The sequence below is a fragment of the Brevundimonas sp. Root1423 genome, from assembly GCF_001426805.1.
Genome location: NZ_LMFL01000001.1, coordinates 40,181 through 55,812 on the forward strand (window position 1 = coordinate 40,181; position 15,632 = coordinate 55,812).

At 69.3% G+C, this 15,632-nt stretch carries 15 protein-coding genes; 5 read left to right on the forward strand and 10 right to left on the reverse strand.

The genetic code is table 11. The features are described 5' to 3' along the window. The first annotated feature begins 7 nt into the window (after positions 1 to 7). On the forward strand, positions 8 to 505 hold the full coding sequence (locus ASD25_RS00200; protein ID WP_056613776.1) for a DUF6173 family protein: 498 nt from the start codon (positions 8 to 10) through the stop codon (positions 503 to 505). A gap of 20 nt (positions 506 to 525) precedes the next feature. Here ASD25_RS00200 and pip read toward each other — a convergent pair whose 3' ends face one another. Continuing rightward, the gene (pip, locus tag ASD25_RS00205; protein WP_056613779.1) at positions 526 to 1,500 is read right to left on the reverse strand and encodes a prolyl aminopeptidase; all 975 of its coding nucleotides are present in this window, start codon (positions 1,498 to 1,500) and stop codon (positions 526 to 528) included. Between the two features lie 28 nt (positions 1,501 to 1,528). Beyond that, entirely contained in the window at positions 1,529 to 1,900 is a 372-nt protein-coding gene (locus tag ASD25_RS00210) for a DUF423 domain-containing protein (protein WP_056613782.1), read from the reverse strand. Positions 1,901 to 1,950: 50 nt separating this feature from the next. On the opposite strand from ASD25_RS00210, the gene ASD25_RS00215 reads away from it, so the two are divergent. Beyond that, positions 1,951 to 3,129, forward strand: a complete 1,179-nt coding sequence (locus ASD25_RS00215) for an MFS transporter (protein ID WP_056613784.1) — start codon at positions 1,951 to 1,953, stop codon at positions 3,127 to 3,129. Here ASD25_RS00215 and ASD25_RS00220 read toward each other — a convergent pair. The 3 genes from ASD25_RS00220 to ASD25_RS00230 all read right to left on the reverse strand — a co-directional run bounded on the left by ASD25_RS00220 (position 3,093) and on the right by ASD25_RS00230 (position 6,604). After that, the gene (locus ASD25_RS00220) at positions 3,093 to 3,692 is read right to left on the reverse strand and encodes a hypothetical protein (protein ID WP_056613787.1); all 600 of its coding nucleotides are present in this window, start codon (positions 3,690 to 3,692) and stop codon (positions 3,093 to 3,095) included. The genes ASD25_RS00215 and ASD25_RS00220 overlap by 37 nt on opposite strands. A gap of 83 nt (positions 3,693 to 3,775) precedes the next feature. Then, complete coding sequence (locus ASD25_RS00225) at positions 3,776 to 6,283, reverse strand: hypothetical protein (protein WP_056613791.1); 2,508 nt, start codon at positions 6,281 to 6,283, stop codon at positions 3,776 to 3,778. A 129-nt stretch (positions 6,284 to 6,412) separates the two neighbouring features. Beyond that, positions 6,413 to 6,604: a hypothetical protein gene (locus ASD25_RS00230; protein WP_056613794.1), complete on the reverse strand. Its 192-nt coding sequence runs from the start codon at positions 6,602 to 6,604 to the stop codon at positions 6,413 to 6,415. A gap of 190 nt (positions 6,605 to 6,794) precedes the next feature. On the opposite strand from ASD25_RS00230, the gene ASD25_RS00235 reads away from it, so the two are divergent. After that, entirely contained in the window at positions 6,795 to 8,258 is a 1,464-nt protein-coding gene (locus ASD25_RS00235) for a phospholipase D-like domain-containing protein (protein WP_056614767.1), read from the forward strand. Here the strand turns inward: ASD25_RS00235 and ASD25_RS00240 are convergent. The 5 genes from ASD25_RS00240 to ASD25_RS00260 form a co-directional block, all read right to left on the reverse strand. Continuing rightward, entirely contained in the window at positions 8,248 to 8,982 is a 735-nt protein-coding gene (locus ASD25_RS00240) for an endonuclease/exonuclease/phosphatase family protein (RefSeq protein ID WP_056613796.1), read from the reverse strand. The genes ASD25_RS00235 and ASD25_RS00240 overlap by 11 nt on opposite strands. A gap of 81 nt (positions 8,983 to 9,063) precedes the next feature. Beyond that, positions 9,064 to 9,756 (reverse strand): TPM domain-containing protein, encoded by a 693-nt coding sequence (locus ASD25_RS00245; protein ID WP_056613798.1) that lies wholly within the window; start codon positions 9,754 to 9,756, stop codon positions 9,064 to 9,066. Beyond that, the gene (locus ASD25_RS00250; RefSeq protein ID WP_235562558.1) at positions 9,750 to 10,556 is read right to left on the reverse strand and encodes a YgcG family protein; all 807 of its coding nucleotides are present in this window, start codon (positions 10,554 to 10,556) and stop codon (positions 9,750 to 9,752) included. Before ASD25_RS00250 ends, ASD25_RS00245 begins: the two co-directional genes overlap by 7 nt. Before the next feature lie 5 nt (positions 10,557 to 10,561). Beyond that, entirely contained in the window at positions 10,562 to 11,248 is a 687-nt protein-coding gene (locus ASD25_RS00255) for a LemA family protein (protein ID WP_056613801.1), read from the reverse strand. A gap of 52 nt (positions 11,249 to 11,300) precedes the next feature. Further along, positions 11,301 to 12,224 carry a bifunctional methylenetetrahydrofolate dehydrogenase/methenyltetrahydrofolate cyclohydrolase gene (locus ASD25_RS00260; RefSeq protein WP_056613804.1) on the reverse strand — a complete coding sequence of 308 codons (924 nt, stop codon included), beginning with the start codon at positions 12,222 to 12,224 and terminating at the stop codon, positions 11,301 to 11,303. A 100-nt stretch (positions 12,225 to 12,324) separates the two neighbouring features. Here ASD25_RS00260 and ASD25_RS00265 point away from each other — a divergent pair, with 100 nt between their 5' ends. Continuing rightward, positions 12,325 to 14,145: a PPC domain-containing protein gene (locus ASD25_RS00265; protein WP_056613806.1), complete on the forward strand. Its 1,821-nt coding sequence runs from the start codon at positions 12,325 to 12,327 to the stop codon at positions 14,143 to 14,145. A gap of 33 nt (positions 14,146 to 14,178) precedes the next feature. Beyond that, positions 14,179 to 15,198: a type 2 isopentenyl-diphosphate Delta-isomerase gene (gene fni, locus ASD25_RS00270; protein ID WP_082572088.1), complete on the forward strand. Its 1,020-nt coding sequence runs from the start codon at positions 14,179 to 14,181 to the stop codon at positions 15,196 to 15,198. The last annotated feature ends 434 nt before the right edge of the window (positions 15,199 to 15,632 follow it).

Here is a 15,632-nt window from a genome sequence, read left to right on the forward strand (position 1 = left end):
TCGGACCATGAGCAAATCCGATCCCAAGCCTGCCTCCGCCGATCCCGCGCCTGACGCCCCCGTCGTCGCTCCCGCCTCGCTGTTCCAGTCCGACTGCGGCGACAAGCCCTGTCCCGAGCCCGTCCTGCCCACGGCAACGCCCGAACAGCAGGCGGCGCTGACCGACGGCGTGCGCATGCGCGAAAACCCCGCAGAATGGGCCTTCGTGCGCCTGTCCAAGCTGATCGAGGACTTTGAGAAGGGCCTCGACAAGGACGAGGAGGTGGGCGCTCGCATCGTCGGCCTGCCCGGCGACGGGACGATGTCGATCGAGGACGTGGGGTTCTGGGGCCCCGACTTCATCATGTTCCTGGGCAAGAACGCCGACGGCAAGCCGGTCCGGCTGATCCAGCACTACGCCCAGATCAACGTCCTGCTGGACGTCCGCAAGAAGCCCGAGGAGCGCGCAGCGCGTCGCATTGGCTTCCAGCTGTCCGAAATGGTCGAGAAAACCAACCCGGCCTAGGTCCTCGAAACAGGAGGGCCTTAAAGCCCCGCCGCCCAGTCCGTGGCGCGCACCAGGCTGTCGATAATGCCGGGCTCGGTCGAGGCGTGGCCGGCGTCCTTGACGATGTCCAGCTTCGCTTCGGGCCAGGCGCGGTGCAGGGCCCAGGCGCTGGTGATCGGCGTCACCACATCAAACCGTCCTTGGGCGATCCAGCAGGGGATGTGCCTGATGCGGCTGATGTTCTTCAGCAGCCAGCCTTCCTCGGGGAAGAAGCCGCCGTTGACGAAATACCAGCATTCGATGCGGGCGAAGGCGACGGCGAAATCGGGTTCGGCGAACTTCTCGGGCCGGGCGTCAGGGCCTTCGACGCTGACCGTCTCGCCTTCCCAGCTGGACCAGGCGATGGCGCAGCGTTCGCGCTCGGCCTTGTCCTCGCCGGTCAGGCGTTTGTAGTAGGCGCCCATCAGGTCGTGCCGCTCGTCCTCGGGAATGGGCGCGAGGAACCGCTCCCAGGCGTCCGGGAAGATGTTCGACGCGCCGTCCTGATAGAACCAGTGCAACTCGGGCTTGGTCAGCAGGAAGATGCCGCGCAGCAGCAGGGCCCGGGCCCGCTCGGGGTGGGTGATGGCGTAGGCCAGCGACAGGGTCGAACCCCAGCTGCCGCCGAACACCACCCATTTGTCGATGCCCAGCAGCTCACGCAGGCGCTCGATGTCCTCGATCAGCGTCCAGGTCGTGTTCTCTTCAAGGGAAGCATTGGGCCGGCTGCGGCCACAGCCGCGCTGGTCGAACAGGACGATGCGGTATCTGGCGGGGTCGAAATAGCGCCGCATGCCCGGATTGACCGCACCGCCGGGGCCGCCGTGCAGGACGACGACGGGGATGCCCTGGGGATTGCCGCATTCCTCATAGTAGATCTCATGCACCCCGCCGGTCGGCATGAAGCCGGTGGCGTAGGGCTCGATCTCCGGGAACAGCTCACGGCGGGTCGTTGCGGGCGCGGGGAAGGCCATACGGTAATCGGTCTCTTGTTCGCGCCGGTCAGGCGGTGACGGTTTGTGACCGCAATGCGGTAACGGCGAGTAAAAGCCAAGCCGAGATCATCAGCACGCCGCCTATCGGGGCGACGGCTCCCATGACCGGCAGGCTGAGCAGGGCCACGGCCGACAGGGCGAGGCAGAACACCAGTCCACCCGTCGCGGCCAGCCACCCTGCGAGGGTTACAAGGCGCGTACGAGCCGGCCAGATGGCGCAGATCAGGGCCAGCAGGGCGTGGACCATCTGGTAGTGACCGCCGGTGGTCAGAAGGCTCTTGATCTGGGGACCCGCGCCATGCGCCGCGAAGGCGCCGATCGCGACCGCGAGGGCTCCGTTCAGGGCGGCGAAGACCGCCAGACTACGCGTCACGCTCATGACCGGAACGCTAGCCGACAGAATCCAGCCCGTCTGCTATTCCCCGACATATGAACGCCGCCCAGCGCCTGGCTTTGCAGTATGTGTTGCTCTTCGGCGCCACCGGGGTGAGCCTTCCGTTTGCAGGCTTATGGCTAAGCTCGCGTGGGTTGAGCGGCGCGCAGATCGGGACCCTGCTGGCCATCCCCATGCTGGCCCGAATCATCACCGGGCCGCTGCTGGCTGTATGGGCTGACGGATTCAAACTTCGACGCACGCCCATCGCGCTGATGGGCGTGGTCATGACGTTGGGATATGGCGCGGCCGGACTGGTCGACGGCTATGTCGCATGGGCCGCGTGCTGGTTCGTGGGCGCGACCGCGATGGGGGTTCTGGTGCCCCTGACCGACGTCCTGAACCTGCGTCTGTCGGGGCGGCATGGCTATACCTTCGCCCTGCCGCGCGCATTCGGTTCGGCGGCTTTCGTCGCGGCCAATATGGTCATGGGCGCCCTCCTGCTGACCACTCCCGCCGATGCGATCATCGTCTGGCTGGTGGTCGCCTCGCTTGGTCTCGCCGTGGTCGCGATCCTCGCCCTGCCGGCCGAGCCGGTCGCTGACGGCGAGCCCCTGCGGGGCCGGGAGCGGTTCAGGGGTCTTGGCCGGCTGGTCAGGGATCCGACCTTCATGACCGCCATCTTCGCCATCGGGGCGGTGCAGGCGGCGCATGCCTATCAATACGGCTTCTCCGCCATCCTCTGGAAGGCGGAGGGGATCAGCGAGGCGGTGACGGGCCAGCTCTGGGCTTTCGGGGTCGTGGCCGAGATCGCCCTGATGTGGCTGTTTGAACCCTGGCGTCGTCGCGCGGGCGTCGGGCCATGGATAATGCTGGTGGTCGGCGCGGCGGCGGCTGTCCTGCGCTGGAGCGTCATGGCGCTCGAGCCGCCGCTATGGATGCTGTGGCCGCTGCAGGGTCTGCACGCCCTGACATTCGCCGCCACCTTCCTGGCCGGGATCCAGATCGTCGAACGGCTCGCGCCGGGCGACAGCCAGACGGCGGGGCAGATGCTCAGCTCCGTGCTGTCGGCCGGCGTGCTGATCGGCCTGGCCACGGCGGCGTCGGGTACGCTGTACGACCGCTATGGCGCGGGCGGCTACTGGGCGATGGCGGCGATGGCGGCGGCGGGTCTGCTGGCGGCGCTGCCACTCAGGCGTCAGCTGGCGCGGGAGCGCGGCAACGGCGAAAGGTGACGCGCCATGGCTTCGGCGGCGGTCTTCACCGCCCGCTGGACATCGGCGTCGGACATGTTTTCCGGGGCGCGCAGCAGGCCCACGGCGGGCGTATCCAGTCCCTCGGGGAGGTCGGACAGCACGCGGTACAGCAGATAGCTGCCCGCATCGTCCTCTGCGTCCGAACTGGTGTCGACCGGAAGGCCCGCCTCGTTCAAAGCCCTGACGATGTCGGCCGCAGGGGCCGTGGCCCGGGCGATGGCGGGGCCGACGCTGGTCAGGCGATGCACGCCGTCGAGCGAGCGGTTTTCGGCCCGAATCTGCAATCGAAAATTCGCGCTGCGACGCGTGCGTCCGACCAGCAGCAGGGCACGGCAGCGCTGGTCGCCGAGGTGTGCGGCAAGGGTCTGCGCCAGAGCCGCGGGTTCGCCGCCCGGAACCGGGACGGTCCGCGCGCCGGCGGGGCTCCACGGCACGCCCGACAGATCCTCGACCGGGTCCCAGCCCTTTTCCCCGGAATCCCACGCGCAGATCACGATCGCAGGGCGATGATCCGGCGGCGTTTCTGCAGCGATGTCGGGCATGGCTCCTACTTAGGTGACGGATATATGACAGCCTGCCGGACCGTGCGGCTCTTCCCGCGTGTCCGTCAAGCCGGAAACCCGCCTCAGGCGAGATCGCCGATGGCGGCGTCCAGCAGCATGAAGGCGCGACCGCCGTCGGACGTCAGTCGGCCCTGAATGCCGGAGGCGTCGCCCGCGCCCGCTCGCGCCGCCAGATCCCGGGCGACGGCGCGTACATAGGCTTCGGCGTCCGCTCGCAGGTCGGGATCGGTCAGGACCCGGCGGGACACGCTGCGAACCGCGGCCGGGGCGACGCGCCTGACGATCTGGCGCGCCCGGTCCGGATCGCGGTCGGCCACGGCCTGTGCGGCTTCCTCGATACGGGAGCGGGGCAGGAGGGCGTTGGGATCGACGCCCATGCGCCGGATCGCGGCAATGACGCGCTGTTCCAGTCCCTCGATGTCGGCGCCCGGCATGATCGGTGTATCGAGATCCAGCGGGGCCTCGCCCGGCCCGTCATCGACCAGATCGCTCCAGCCCAGACGGTCGGCGGCGGGTGTGGCGGGCGGCGTCGAGCCGGGCATGGGCTCCAGCTTCAGCCGGCCCCGCAGGCCGAAGCCGCGCGGTTCATCGGCCTTGGCGGGACGTTCGCGCGGCGCCTCCGGTTCCGGCGGGGGCGACACGGCCGGCGCAGGTTCGCGGCGGCGGATGGCGGGCGTATCGCCTGACACCACGCCCATCAGCCGGACCGCTTCGGTCAGCATGTCGTAGTTGCGGCGCACCCGCTCCTGGAAGCCGGAGTCCAGCGCCTCTGTGTCGGCCGCTGCCTTCTGAGAAGCGGCGGACAGGGCGGCCAGGCCCTCCTCGACGGAGGTTCGGACGGCGTCGACCCGCTTCTGCGCTTCCTCGGGCAGGCGGGCGGCGCGTTCGTCCAGATCGCCGATCGTCTCGTCGATCCGGGTCAGGGCGATGTTCATCCGCTCCAGCGTGGTTTCCAGACGCTCGAGGGCGCGCTCGCCGGCCTCGTCGACCAGCCCGCCGGTCTCGACGATAATCTTCCGCGCGCTGTCGACGCGCGCGTCTGCGGCCTGATCGGCTTTCTGGGCGGCCTCGAACAGGGTTTCCCCCAGACGATCGGCGCGCATCCGGGCCTGTTCCGCCGCGTCGGCGGCTGCAGCGCGGGACTCCTCGGCCGTGGCCTGCAGCGCCGACAGCGCCAGCCGGGTTTCCTCCACCAAGGCGTCGCGAGCCTCGGCGGCGAGGGCCTCGAACCGGTCGAGGGCCAGCTTGGTGGCAGCGTCGAACCCGTCAGCCTCGCGATGTGACATTTCCACGAGGGCGCGGAACTGGTCGGTCGCGGCCTCGACAAGGTCGCGGATCGTCTCGGCCGTGCGGGTCGAGGTGTCGCCCAGTTCACCGGCGGCCGAGCGACTGGCCGACAGCTGTTCCGTCAGCTGGGCCCGCTGGCTCTCAACCTGGGCGGAGAAGTCTTCCTGATCGGTGCGCAGGGCGTAGGCGGCGGTGACGAGGGCCGCGCGCTGTTGGCCGAGGCCTTCCTCAACCGACTGGATCTGTTCGGCGACGCCCGAGCCGGCGTTCTCGAGCCTCAGGGTCTGGCGGGCCAGATCGTCGGCGGCGACGCGGGCGGCGTCCTGGGCCTCGCCGGCGGCGGCGGCCAGATCGGCGGCGCGGGCGGCAAGGGCGGCCTCGGCCTCGCGCAGCTGGGTCTGGGCCAGATCGGATGCGTCGACGACCATGCGGGACTGGCGCTCAACGGCGTCCAGCACGCCGGACGCCTGCGTATCCAGTTGCGCGCCAAGCGCCGCCATCTGGGTGCGTTCGCCGCCCAGTTCCTCGGCCAGCCGACGCGCGGTGCGGCCGGCGGTTTCCGCGGCCTCGTTCAGGCGGGTGGTTTCCTGCGACAGGGCCTCCCGCAGCAGGGCCATGTCGGTGCGGGCGCGTTCGGCGGCCAGCGACGCCTGGTCTATGTCGTGGCGCAGGGACTGCAGAACCTCTCCGGTCTGCTGCGCCGCGAGCGCGGTCGGGGCGATCAGTGCCTCGGACAATTCACGGGCGCGACGCGTCTCGGCGGCGAGACCGGCGCCCTGGCGGACTGCGTGGGCGAGCATGATCGCCATACCGGCCGGGGCCAAGGCGATCAGGGCGTAGACGGCGAGCCGCAGGGGCTCCAGTTCGACGGCGCCGGCGCCGAATTCGTACATAAACCAGGCCGCGACTCCGCCGATCCACAGGGCCGAGGCGACCCCGGCGACGACATAGGCATGGCGACCGGAAGGCGCGGCGACCTGGGAGCGGCGGGCCGGGGCGGGCAAGGGCGGCGGGTCATAGGCGACGGGCGGCGCCTCAGCGGAGACGCCCAGTTCGGCGCCGGCCAGGTCGGCGGCGGATACGGCGCGGGCGGCTTCGGCGGCGGCGCGTTCCTCAGCTCGGCGCTGATCTTCGGCCATCCGGCGCCGACGGCGTTCGGACATCGGCCGCTCGGGCGCCGGCTCGGGCGTCGACTGAACCATCTCCGGACCGGAGTCGGCCGCACCGACCTCGGGGTCCGGTTCGGTCAGGTTCAGCGGGGGCCGTTGGCGGGGTGGTTTCATGGTGCGGCGATCTCGTCACGGAGCGGCGTCGGCGACCGACGCGCGAGAGGACGATGCGACCCTAACGAGTCAATCGCGGCGCGCAAAGGCGAGGCGGAAGGAATCCCGCGTCCGTCCACACGCGGCGGATCAGCAGTCCTGTTTGCGCTCGGAAGAAGCCGCGAAGACCACGGCCGATGCAGCGGCGTTGTCGCAATCGCGCACCCGGTGGATTTCGCGCTCGGACTTTTGCGGCGGGTCGAGATTCAACCCGAACTGCGACAGCGCCGCAGCGGCCAGAATGGCGACGAACCCCGCAATGAATTCGATCAGCGCCTGCATCGCCGATCTCCCTGTCCCGACTGCAGTCCGACTTATGCGCTTAAAACGGCGTTCGGACAATCCGCGAGCGCATGAACAAAGCGTCACCATTGACCATCTGCGCTACAGAGTGGAACGGAAAGGGCCGGCGCGCGTCCTGTAAAGCTTGAGGCGTACGGCGCCCGCTACGCGAATGGGCCAAACCAACGCCATGACTGATTTGAGCGTCAAACACAGCCAAAGCCTGCTGAAACCCGGCTCTAACTGCTGGCGGGTGGAGACGGCTGACCGTTTCGCGGTGCTGATGGAGAACGCGGCCTATTTCGAGGCCCTGCGCTCGGCGCTGGCCAAGGCGCAACGGTCGATTGTCATCCTCGGCTGGCAGTTCGACCCGCGCACCCGGCTGGATCCCGAGAGCGCCCACAACGATCATCAGGCCCAGATCGGCCATCAGCTGCGCATGCTGGTGAAGTCGAACCCCGACCTGGACGTGCGGCTGCTGATCTGGAAGTCGCCCCTTCTGATCGCGGCATCGCAGGGCTTCTATCCGCACAAGGCGCAGGGCTGGTTCCGCAAGCGGATGGTCGAGTTCCGGCTCGACAAGCCCGGCGCGTTCGGCGCCTGCCATCATCAGAAGGCGGTGATCATCGACGACGCCGTGGCCTTCTGCGGCGGCGGGGACATCTCGACCGACCGCTGGGATTCGGAAGAACATATCGACGGCGACCCGCGGCGTTGCCAGCCGTCGGGAGAAATCCCGTCGCCGCGCCACGAGGTGATGACCGTCATGGACGGCGCCGCCGCCCGGGCGCTTGGCGATCTGGCGCGTGAGCGCTGGTTCCGCTCGACGTGGGAACGGACCGTGCCGGACCAAGTCGACAGCGACCCCTGGCCCGACGGGGTTGAACCGGTTATGCGCGACGTTCCGGTGGCCATCGCGCGTACCGAGCCCGCTACGGGCGGACGGAGCGAGGTTCGCGAAAACGAGGCGCTTCACCTCGACGCCATCCGCGGCGCGAAGAAGCTGATCTATTTCGAGAACCAGTATTTCACCTCGCCCGTCATCGCCGCCGCTCTCGCAGAGCGGCTGGCGGAGGAGGATGGCCCGGAGATCATTCTGGTCTCTACCGGCAGCAGCCCAAGCTGGTTCGACCGCATGACCATGGATACGGCGCGGTCGGAGATCCTCTTCCGGCTGGAGCAGGCAGACCGCCACAACCGCTTCTTCGCGTTCACGCCCTACACCAAGGGGGGCGAGCGGATCATCGTCCACGCCAAGGTCTCGATCTATGACGACGCCGTCCTGCGCGTGGGTTCGACCAATCTGAACAACCGCTCCTTCGGCTTCGACACCGAATGCGACGTGGCGGCGGAGCCTCGCGATCAGGCCGGCCGCGAAGCGATCCGGGCGTTCCGTCATCGGACCATCGGGCACTGGATCGGTATCGCGGGATCAGAGTTCGCGGCCGCCGAAGCCGTTTCGAGCTCGGTGGGCGAGGCCATCCACAAGTTCGACAATGGGCGGATGCACACGCTGGGCGCCGAACCTCCGTCGCGTGCGGAACGGATCATCGCGGAGTTCCAGCTGGGCGACCCGACCTCGACCCGGGACGCCTTCCGTCCCTGGAAGCGCCGCTCCCGCTCGCACCGGACCCTGCCGGCGCCTACGTCCTGATCTCGAAGTCGATGATCAGCGGCAGGTGATCCGACGCCATCCGGGCCAGCGGGGAAAACGGCGCTGACACGGCGGTCACCAGAATCTCGGGGCTGGTGAAGCAATGGTCGATACGGATGGCGGGGAAGCTGGACGGGAAGGTCTTCACCGACGGCCGCAGGCCCAGACTGCGCTGGCAATCCGCCAGCTTCGCCGCCAGCGCCTGATAGGGGCGGGTGACGGAGGTGGCGTTGAAGTCCCCGGTCAGCAGGGTAGGGCCGGTGCAGTCCGGATGGCCGAGCCAGTCGGGGCCCGTCAGCGCCGCCGCCTGCAGCCGCTGCTCGCGCGGGACCAGTCCCAGATGGGTGTTGATCACGTTCAGATTGACCCCGTCGAAGTCGATGGCCGCCCACAGCGCGCCGCGCGGCTCAAGGCCCGGAACACCGCGGATCGAGGGCAGAGGCCCTGACTTGATCAGCCGCTCGGGACGGGCGGTCAGGATGGCGTCGCCGTACTGTTCGGCCTCCACGCGCATGGCGGCGTGGAAGTGGAAGGTCATGGCCAACTGGTCGGCGATGGACTGCGCCTGATCAACGAAGCCGGTGCGACGGCGGCCCACGTCCAGTTCCTGAAGGCAGACGATGTCGGGCTCGTGCTCGGCGATAACGGCGGCGACCCGGCTCACGTCGAGCTTGCGGTCGACGCCCACGCAGCGGTGCACATTGTAGGTCAACAGGCGGGGCATGAAGTCTGGAACAGGTCCGTCGGATGGAGGGCAGCCAATACCACAGTGAATGCGACACCAACGCGGCGGCGCGCATTTGGGTCAGATCACGACCAGCTTGTCCTCGACCTCATTGGGGTTGCGCGGGGCGGGCGGGAAATGCCGGGCCAGCACGGCGCCGCAGAGCGCGACCGCGTCGACGAAGCCGCCGGCGGGGTCGCCGCGCCGCAAGCCCTTGGCCAGCACCTCGACGGCGTCGGCCCACACGGCCTGGTCGACCTTGCTGTGAATGCCTTCGTCCGCCACCACCTCGACCTGATGATCGCCGAGGGCGGCGAAGATCAGCACTCCGGTCCGCGCTTCGGTGACATGCAGTCCGTGAGCGAGAAACTGCTGCATCGCGGCCTTGCGGACGCGCGCCTGCCGGATGCTGCGCGGCGTGACGATCCGCGATACGGCGGGAATTGAGGTCAGCAGGAAGACGATCAGGAAGACCGTCGCCTGGATCAGGGCGTAGGCTCCAAGCGCCTGACCCACCGTCACGTCGCGGGCGGCGAGGTGGGCGGCTTCCCAGCTGGCGCCCAGGCCCGGGATCCATGCGGCCTCGAAGCCGAACGGGATCAGGCCCAGCGGCAGGAGCAGGGACGCCGCCGCCGCCCAGCCAAGCGAGATGTCACGGTAGGACGAGACGCGGCGCGCCATGACGCAGAAGATTTCGCCCGAAGTGCGGGTTTCCGCGTCCCGGATCGCCGCGGCGACGCGCTCGTGCACATCGGGAGTCAGTTTGATCACCATCCGCCCGAGGCTCCCCCGCCGCCGAAACTGCCTCCGCCGCCGCCAAAACCGCCGCCCCCGCCTCCGAAGCCGCCGCCTCCGCCGCGGCCGCTGTTGCGCATGGCTTCCGACGCGGCCCAGATCATCACCGGACCCAGCCCGCTCGGCCGCCGTCGTCCTCGTCCGCCGCCGCCGATCATCCGCAGCATCAGCATAATGAAGATCATGGCGATGACGACGGCGACGCCGATGGGCGGCGAGGATTTCGGCCGCTCGGCCGCCGCGGCCCGGGCCTGCGCCTCGGCCGGGTCAAGCCGCAGCTGGCGGTCGATGGCGTCAACGCCCTGTTCGATGCCGCGCTCGTAGAAGCCCTCCTTGAACGAGGGCAGGATGTCGTTCTGGATGATCACGGACGAGAGGGCGTCGGTCAGGACTCCCTCGAGGCCATAGCCGACCTCGATCCGCACCTTGCGTTCGTTCGGCGCGATGATCAGCAGCACACCGTTGTTCTTGCCGGCCTGGCCGATGCCCCACGCCCGGCCGAGCTGATAGCCGTAGTCCTCGATCTCATAGCCCTGCAGGTCCGGCACGGTGACGACCACCACCTGATCAGTGGTGTCGCGCTCGAGCGCCTCCAGCTTGGCGGCCAAGGCCTGCTCCTTTGCGTCGGAGATCAGGTCGCCGTGGTCGATGACCCGGCCGTTGAGCGGCGGAAAGGTCGGGCCCGTCTGGGCGAACGCCGGGGCGGCGATCAGCCAGACGGCGGCCAGCAGGACCGTCAGGAAGGCGGCGGCCCGGCTGATCGATAGCGCCGGAAGGATGCGGCTCACTGGGCCGTCGGCGCTGCGGGCGGTGCTGCGCCGGGGGCGACGGCCGGCGCGCCGCCGCCGGGCTGTGCGGCCGGGTTCAGGGCGTCGAAGTTCACGGTCGGCGCGGACTGGGCGGCCTCGGTCGCCGTGAACAGCTGCATCGGCTCCGACCCGCCATGGATGGTCTTGGCCCAGATCACCGTCGGGAAGGTGCGCAGGCTGGTGTTGTAGTCGCGGACGGCCTCGTTGTAGTCGCGGCGCGAGACGGCGATGCGGTTCTCGGTGCCTTCAAGCTGCGACTGCAGGGCGATGAAATTCTGGTTCGACTTGATGTCGGGATAGCGTTCCACGACCAGCAGCAGGCGGGACAGCGCCTGCGACAGCTGGCCCTGTGCGGCCTGATAGCGCTGGAAGGCGGCCGGATCGCTCAGGGTGTCGGGCGTGACGGTGACGCCCGTGGCCGCGGCGCGGGCCTGGATCACCTGGGTCAGGGTGGTGCGCTCGGCGATCGCCGCGCCCTGGACGGTGGCGACCAGATTGGGAACGAGGTCCGAGCGGCGCTGGTACTGCGACTGGACGTCGGCCCAGCGCGCCTTGGCGGCTTCTTCCTTGGTTGGGATGGCGTTGATGCCGCAGCCCGCGACAGCGGGCGTCAGGACCACGACAGCGGCGAGGGCCGAAACGCGGGGCGAAAACCGGATCATGGATATCTCCTGACAGACCAGATCCCGACTATCGGGGTTGAGCGTCAGCGGTTCAAGCGTCCAGCGGTTCCGGCGTGACGCCCGCGGCCCGGCAGGCGGCCGTATAGGTGTTGGCCAGAAGGCAGGCGATGGTCATGGGGCCGACGCCGCCGGGCACGGGGGTGATCCGTCCGGCGACCGCGCGGGCTTCGTCCTGGGCGACGTCGCCGACGACCCGCGTCTTGCCCTCGGCCGCCTTGACCGGATCGCGGGACGGCACGCGGTTGATGCCGACGTCGATGACCGTCGCGCCGGGCTTGATCCACTCGCCGCGCACCATCTCGGCCCGGCCTACGGCGGCGACGAGGATATCGGCGGTGCGGCACAGGGCCGGCAGGTCGCGGGTGCGCGAATGGGCGATGGTGACCGTGCAGCTCTCGGCCAGCAGCAACTGCGCCATCGGCTTGCCGACGATGTTGGACCGGCCGACGATCACGGCGTTCAGCCCCGACAGGTCGCCCAGCTCGGCCTTCAGCAGCATCAGACATCCCAGAGGCGTGCAGGGCACCAGCCCGGGCAGTCCGACGGCCAGCCGCCCGGCGTTGACGACGTGAAAACCGTCCACGTCCTTGTCCGGATCGATCGCGCCCAGCACGGCGCTGGAATCGATGTGGGCGGGCAGGGGCAGTTGAACGAGAATGCCGTGGATGCCCGCGTCGGCGTTCAGGGCGGCGATCAGGGACAGCAGTTCCGCTTGCGTCGTCGTATCCGACAGGCGGTGGGTGTCGGACCGCATTCCGGCGCGCAGGGTCGTCTCGCCCTTGTTGCGGACATAGATCTGGCTGGCCGGGTCCTCGCCGACAATCACGACAGCCAACCCCGGGACGACGCCATGAGCGTGCCCCAGCCGGGCGGAAGCAGCCGCCACGCGGTCGACCAGACCGGCGGCGAAGGCCTTGCCGTCGATGAGGGTCGCGGGTGCGGGGTCGACCGTCATGGATCTGGGCTCCGGTTGTCGGGGAAGAGTCGTGCTCGCCGCGATTTACAGAGGGCGCGGTTCGGCGTCTATGATCGGGACGCCGCAACCGGGGGATTCCATGCGCCGTTTCACCATCATGACCGCTGTCAGCGCGCTGGCGCTGTCGATCGCGGCTCCTGCTCTGGCGCAGACACCGCTGGCGACAGGCGGCTCCGTCAGGGGCGCGATCGCCGATGGCGATGAAACCGGTCCCGAGGACGCCTTCCGGTACGACAGCTATACCGTCAGCGCCCGCGCCGGTCAGCGGCTTGAGGCCGTGATGCGCTCGGCCGCGTTCGATACCTATCTCGAGGTCTACGGTCCGGATCAGGCTGCGGCGCCGCTCTTCAGCGACGACGACGGGCTGGGCGAGGGCACCGATTCGCGGCTGCGGTTCACGACGACCCAGGACGGCGTCTATGTGCTGAGGGCCCGGACGCTGTCGGGGCTGGAAGGCGGCGCCTACACGCTGAGCCTGACCGAGCGTCCGCAGGCCCGGCCTGCGCCGCGTCCGGGTCGCATCCGGTCGGGGCAGAGCCAGCGCGGTCAGCTGACGTCCAACGATCCCGAAACCGACGCCGGCGGGAACTATGACGCCTTCGTCGTGCGCGCCCGGGCCGGCGAGCGGCTCGCCATCGACCTGACGTCCGATGCCTTCGACCCCGTGGTGCGCGTCGGCCGGATGGAGAATGGGGTCTTCAACGAACTGGCCATGAACGATGACGGCCCGGATACGGGCCTGAACTCCCGGCTGGTCTTCACCGCGCCCGAGGCCGGCGAATACGTCATCCGGGCGACGGCGCTGAACAATGCGGGCGAGGGCGGCTACACCCTGGCCGTGGCTGAGGGACCGGAACCCGCGCCGACGCAGGCGATCGAGATCGGCGCCACCGTCGAGGGCGAACTGACGGCCGCCGACGGCAAGAGCGAGGCCGGACGGGCCGCCGACGCCTACCGGTTCTCGGGCCGCGAAGGGCAGCGCGTCCGGATCGACATGAGCTCGCCGGACTTCGACACCTATCTGCAGCTGTTCGACGACAACCGCCTTAGCCTGGCCGAGGACGACGACGGCGCGGCCGAGGGCACCAATTCGCGCCTGACCTTCACCCTGCCGCGCACCGGCGCCTACATCGTCGAGGCGCGCGCCTTCTCGGATGAAACCGGCGGCTATGAGCTGACCATCAGCGAGATCGAGCCCGAGAAGCCGCCGCAGGCCCTGGCCTTCGGCGAAACCCTGCAGGGCGAGATCGGCGAGGGCGACCCTACGGACAGCGAGGACCGCGGGTTCGATACCTACGCCCTTACCGGAAAGGCGGGGCAGCGGATTCACGGGATCATGCGATCCGGCGATTTCGACACCCTGATCCAGATCGGCCGGCCCGGGGGCGAGTTTGACGTTCTGGCCTACGACGATGACGGACTGGGCGAGGGCACCGACTCGCGGCTCAGCTACACCCTGCCCGAGGACGGTAACTATCTGTTGCGCGCCCTTCCGTTCGCGGCGGCGGGCAAGGGCCTGTATTCGCTGGAGCTGGTCGACCGGGGGCCGCAGCCGGTGCCGGGCAGTTTGCTGGTCGGTTCGACGGCGCGCGGGACCTTGACCGAGGCGGACGCCACGGCCGAGGACAACAGCTTCTACGACGCCTACCGGGTCGCCCTGAAGAAGGACGAGAAGCTGCTGATCACCATGGTCTCGAACGAGGTCGACAGCTTCGTGGTCGTCGGCAGCGACAAGGATGGCGTGTTCGAGGCGCTGGCGTCGGACGACGACAGTCTGTCGGACACCCACTCCAAGCTGGAATGGACCGCGCCGGCGGACGGGACCTATGAGGTCCGGGCCGGCACCTTCCAGCAGGGGCAGACCGGCGCCTATGCCCTGAACGTCGAGAAGCAACCCTAGGCCGGCGGTCCCCGGCGCAGTAGAGTTCGCCGCGTGACCGACATCACCGCCCGCAAGGACCAGCATCTGGACGTGATCCTGTCCGGCCGCGCGCAGCATCGGCTGAACAACGGCTTCGCCGACGTGCGGTTCGTGCACGAGGCGCTGCCGGATCTGGACCACGGCAAGATCGACCTCGGCGCGGATTTTCTGGGGCGGAGGCTCAAGGCGCCGCTGCTGATCAGCGCCATGACCGGAGGGCCGGCGCGGGCCGAGGCGATCAACGCCCGGCTGGCCGAGGCGGCGCAGCATCTGGGCATCGGACTGGCTGTCGGCTCGCAACGGGCGGCGCTGGAGACCGACGGAGCGCCGGGGCTGGACATGGCCCTGAGGCTGAAAGCGCCCGATACGCCGATCCTTGCCAATATCGGCGCGGCCCAGCTGACGCGGGGCTTCGGCGTCGACGAGGCGCGGCGGGTGCTGGACATGATCGCCGCCGACGCCCTGATCGTGCATCTGAACCCGCTTCAGGAGGCCTGTCAGCCCGAGGGCGACCGCGACTGGTGGGGCGTCGGCGCGGCGCTGGAGGCGCTGGTCAAGGCGCTGGACGCGCCGGTGGTGGTCAAGGAGACCGGCGCGGGGATGTCGGCGGCGACCGCCAGGCGGCTGCTGTCGATGGGCGTGGCGGCGGTGGATGTCGCCGGGGCCGGCGGCTCCAACTGGGCCACGGTCGAGGGCGAGCGGTCGGAGGGCGAGGCCGACAAGGCCCATGCGGCGGCCTTCGCCGACTGGGGCATTCCCACGGCCCGGTCGATCGCCGAGGTGCGGGCGGCCTGTCCCAAGGCCCTGATTATCGGCTCGGGCGGGATCCGCGACGGCGTCGATGCGGCCAAGGCCATCCGACTGGGGGCCGACATGGTCGGTCAGGCGGCGGGGGTGCTGACGGCGGCCATGGTCTCGACAGAGGCGGTGGTCGAGCATTTCCAGACCGTGATCCGGCAGATGCGAACCGTCTGCTTCTGCACCGGCTCGGCCAATCTGACGGCCTTGCGCAAGGCGCCGCTGCAGGGCTGACCGAGACCCCTTCGTGATGAACCTGCCGGCCTCAAGAACACGGGGCGACAGTCCCGCGTTCTCTGCAAAAAATTCTGCGCGAAATCCGCAGGCGCGGCTGAACCGGCCATCGGGCTGGAAACCGGGCCTCAGGAGGCGGCGCGGCGTGTTGTGCATGATGTCAAAGATCCCGCCCTGTGGGCGTTGGAGCCCTGAAGCATGCGGGTGCGTCAGAAGCGGTCGCAGGGCTGCCGGGAGGGAGCCAGCCCTGCTTTTGAAGGGGCGGAAGTAGCGGGTTTCGGGGACGAGAGTAGCGGGTCGGGAGTAGCGAGAGTCTCCATCGCGCCCTCTGCTTTCGTCATCCTCCGGCAAGCCGCGCTTTCGCGGCGCAGACCGGGGGACCCAGCGGCGCCGTAGGCGATCTGTCCAGCCGTGCTCCCGGCAGGTTCGCGCTC